Source organism: Brachyspira catarrhinii (assembly GCF_005518285.1).
Lineage (GTDB): Bacteria > Spirochaetota > Brachyspiria > Brachyspirales > Brachyspiraceae > Brachyspira > Brachyspira catarrhinii.
The window spans coordinates 1-3,866 of sequence record NZ_SJDU01000227.1 but is presented as its reverse complement, the minus strand read 5'-3'; the positions used below and the strand labels follow the sequence as shown (position 1 = coordinate 3,866).

Sequence of the window (3,866 nt, the reverse complement as noted above, 5' to 3'; positions counted from 1 at the left end):
AAACATAAGGAAATAAAACGAGCAAAGACATCGCAATTATCGGAGTAACCCAAGAGAGCAATATTCTAATTATAGTTGGAAAATTGTAAGAAGTTATATGAGTGTAGGTTATAAGCGAAAAAGATATTCCAATCATTATGGGAATCAAAAAAAGCAAAGCTATATAATTTGCAGCCACTCTCGGAATCGAAGTTTTTATTTTTACTCGCCAAATTTTAACGAGCGATTTTTGAATATTATGAAGTATCAAACCCGTGCTTACCAAAGTGGAAATGACTCCGACTAATCCGAAACTCGCCAAATTGGTATTGTCGACTACATTTAACATTTGTCTGACTATAGGCTCGTAAGAAGGCGCATTTTTTCCCATCCAATCGAATATTATAATAAAAATATTTTGATACAAATTAAAGACTCTCAATATAAAAAGTCCGACAATCAAAGCGGGAATAAGAGATAAAGTGACAAGATATGTTAGAGAAGCCGCTCTTATCGTGCAATCGTCTTTTATAAAATCGGTTATCGCAAATGTTATCACTCTGAATAAATTTATAAAAAATCTTTTAACGGGATTAAATAAAGAGGCATCCGTATAATATATATCCTCTATAAAGAAATTTTTTAGTCTTTGAAAAGTTTTTTTTAGTTTTTTAATTTTAGTCATAAGCTTTACCCATACTTGAAAAAAATATTATATAATGTATAATTGCATAGACTTAAGCGAGGGTGGCGGAATTGGCAGACGCACTAGACTTAGGATCTAGCGCTTAGGCATGAGGGTTCAACCCCCTCCCCTCGTAAATCTACTCATTAACTTTTTCGCCTTCCACCTCTACCGAAAATTTACATCTATCGCATACTTTTTTATAACCGCTTTCCGTTTTAATCATTCTCATAGATTTTCTGCAATGGCAAAAAGGACAATCTTCTCTATTTCTAAATATTAAATACGAAAAAAATCCCGCCATTTTTCCTATGCCAGATATAAAGAAAAGCAGTCCGAACATCAAAATAAATATCATAATCACGACTATAAAAAATATAATAACTAATAAATCCACGATTAAATCCAATAAAATAATATAATTCTAAATATTATAAACTATATTTACTATTTTTGAAAGACTTAATTTGTATTTTTTATAACTTTAATTCTTATTGACATAATAAAATTTATTTCTATAATTCTATTTTATATAATTAAAATAAATTAAAATAAAAATACTTCAAAGGACTATCAATGGAAATAGAAGAATTTTGTCGTAAATATACGGTTAATAGAAAAAATACTAATTCGGAAAAATGGGATACGGGAATTGAAAAAAGATTTAAAACCGAAGGATTGATTCCAATGTGGGTTGCCGATATGGAATTTAGAGCGCCAGACGAAGTTATAGACGCTTTGAATAAAAGAATATCGCATGGAGTTTTCGGATATACTCATTTATGGGACAGTTATTTTGAAGCTTTTTTTAATTGGCAGAAAAGCAGATATAATATAGATTTGAAAAAAGAATGGATTTCGTTTTCAAGCGGTTTGGTGACGGCGCTTTATCTAATCGTAAACGCTTTTACAAATAAAGAAGATAGTATTATTATACTTACTCCCGTTTATTATCCGTTTCATAACGCTATAAAAGACAACGAAAGAAATTTAATAACTTGTGATTTGAAAAACGATAACGGAATTTTTACGATTGATTTTGAAAAATTGGAAAGCGAAATAATTAAAAATAAAGTCAAATTAATAATATTTTGCAATCCGCATAATCCCGTTGGAAGAGTTTGGACAAAAGAAGAAATTGAAAAAGTTTTTGAGATTTGCAAAAAACATGATTTATATATAGTTTCCGATGAAATTCATCAAGATATCAATTTGGGAGTTCGTCCTTTCATATCCGCTTTGTCGGTAGATAATAAATATTACGAAAATCTTATCGTTTTAAATTCCGCTTCCAAGACTTTTAATTTGGCGAGCCTTTTAAATTCGCATGTGATTATTCCCAACGAAGAAATTAGAAGAAAATATAAAAAATTTGTCGGCACAGTAAATAGAACGGAATTCAATTTGCTCGGATTAATAGCTACCGAAGCGGCTTATAAGCATGGCGCAGATTGGGTTGACGGACTTTTAAAAACTATTAAAAGAAATTACGAATATATAAAAGAAGAATTTTCAAGCAAAATCCCAGAAATAATAACAAGTCCTTTGGAAGGAACTTATTTGCCGTTTTTTGACTTAAGAAATATGGTAAACAAAGACAGAGTAAAAGAATTTATTCAAGACGATTGCAAAATTGCGATTGATTTCGGAGAATGGTTTGGAAAAAATTTCAAAGGTTTCATAAGAGTAAATATTGCAACGGATTTTAAATATATAGAATATTTTGTAGATAAAGTAATCAAGCAATTAAAAAATAAAAGTTATAAATAAATTAATCATTGATTTTTTACTCTAATTAAATTAAAATATTCAATCATAATTATTCGGAGTATTTTATAAATGAACGGTATTTTTAACGCTGACACTTTAATCAATGCCGCTATGACTTTATGCTGGATAGGACTTTTGATTTCTTCCGTAATGGCATTAACGATAATAGTCGACAGATTTATTTATTTTACAAGAATCAAATCTTCGGACGAATCTTTATCTCAAAAAATTATTTCTTTAATAAAAGATAACGAAATAAAAGCTGCTATTGCCTTATGCGAAACGAGCAAATCTCCATTATCGAATATCATAACCGCTGGATTAAAGAATACAAAAATATCTAAAGAATTAATGCAAAGTCAAGCAAATAAAGAACTTCCGAAATTGGAAAGGTTTATAGCGGCGCTTTCCACAATATCCACAGTCGCTCCGCTACTCGGATTGCTCGGAACGATACTTGGAATGATACAGTCGTTTGCCGTTATTTCAACCGTTGGAAGCGGACGCCCAACCGCTTTGGCTTCTGGAATAGCTAACGCTTTGCTTACGACTGCGGCGGGACTTATAATCGCCATTCCTTCGGTTGTGTTTTATAATTATTTCGTAAATACCGTAAATAAAAGAATATTATTTATGGAAAACTTATCGAACGAAATTTCCGATTTTCTCGATAATAATAAAAATTAATAAAATATTATTTCTTAATTAATCTCTCAAATATTTTAAACACCTCCGCGGCAATTATAACTATAAAAGACATTCCTATAATTTTTAGCCAAGTATTAAAACTTAAAGGAATCGTATTAAAAAATCCTCCCGCATATTGAACGGCAATTATCTGCAATATAAAAGTTCCGAGCATAGACAAAAGCATTAATTTATTATCTAAAAAATGTTTAAATATGCTGTCGCGTCCCAATTCTCTGCTATTGAAAGAATTGAATATTTGAAACATAACGAACATAGCGAATAAAACCGTTGATTTTTCTTCCGCATTCACTCCAAGAATATTTAATTTGCTTTGAATCATAAACAATATAATCATAATAGTTCCCGAATATAATATTTTTTTAAGCATATTTTTTGTGACTATATTCGCGTTTCTTTTAGTAGGTTTTCTATTCATCAAATCGCCTCTTATCGGCTCGAGTCCCAAAGCGATTGCTGGAGGTCCGTCCATGATTATATTTATCCATAATAATTGAATCGCCGTGAAAGGAGCTTTGAGTCCCGTCAATGTAGAAAGCAAAACAACGATAACCGAAGCGAAATTAACCGTAAGCTGAAATTGAATAAATCTTTGAAAATTATCGTAAATTCCCCTACCCCATTGAACGGCTTTAACGATTGTGGCAAAAGAATCGTCAAGCAAAACTATATCGCTCGCCTCTTTTGAAACTTCCGTTCCCGTTATTCCCATAGCCACTCCCAC

5 protein-coding genes and 1 tRNA gene are annotated in these 3,866 nt (G+C 31.0%); 3 read left to right on the top strand and 3 right to left on the bottom strand.

Going from position 1 to position 3,866, the window contains the following annotated elements; genetic code table 11:
- Nucleotides 1-664 (bottom strand): YihY/virulence factor BrkB family protein (locus tag EZH24_RS08495; RefSeq protein WP_137998737.1); only part of this gene is annotated, 664 nt, incomplete at its 3' end.
- Nucleotides 665-720: 56 nt separating this feature from the next.
- Here EZH24_RS08495 and EZH24_RS08490 point away from each other — a divergent pair.
- A tRNA-Leu gene (locus EZH24_RS08490) sits at nt 721-800 on the top strand.
- A 3-nt stretch (nt 801-803) separates the two neighbouring features.
- Here the strand turns inward: EZH24_RS08490 and EZH24_RS08485 are convergent.
- Entirely contained in the window at nt 804-1,061 is a 258-nt protein-coding gene (locus tag EZH24_RS08485; protein ID WP_137998735.1) for a hypothetical protein, read from the bottom strand.
- Between the two features lie 179 nt (nt 1,062-1,240).
- Between EZH24_RS08485 and EZH24_RS08480 the strand changes: the two genes are divergently transcribed.
- Both EZH24_RS08480 and EZH24_RS08475 read left to right on the top strand, forming a co-directional pair.
- A complete protein-coding gene (locus tag EZH24_RS08480; RefSeq protein WP_137998733.1) occupies nt 1,241-2,434 on the top strand; it encodes a MalY/PatB family protein in 1,194 nt (397 codons plus the stop codon).
- Nucleotides 2,435-2,503: 69 nt separating this feature from the next.
- Nucleotides 2,504-3,121, top strand: a complete 618-nt coding sequence (locus EZH24_RS08475; RefSeq protein WP_137998731.1) for a MotA/TolQ/ExbB proton channel family protein — start codon at nt 2,504-2,506, stop codon at nt 3,119-3,121.
- A 7-nt stretch (nt 3,122-3,128) separates the two neighbouring features.
- Here EZH24_RS08475 and EZH24_RS08470 read toward each other — a convergent pair.
- Nucleotides 3,129-3,866: cation transporting ATPase C-terminal domain-containing protein (locus EZH24_RS08470; RefSeq protein ID WP_170310852.1), on the bottom strand; the 738-nt coding region annotated here is incomplete at its 5' end.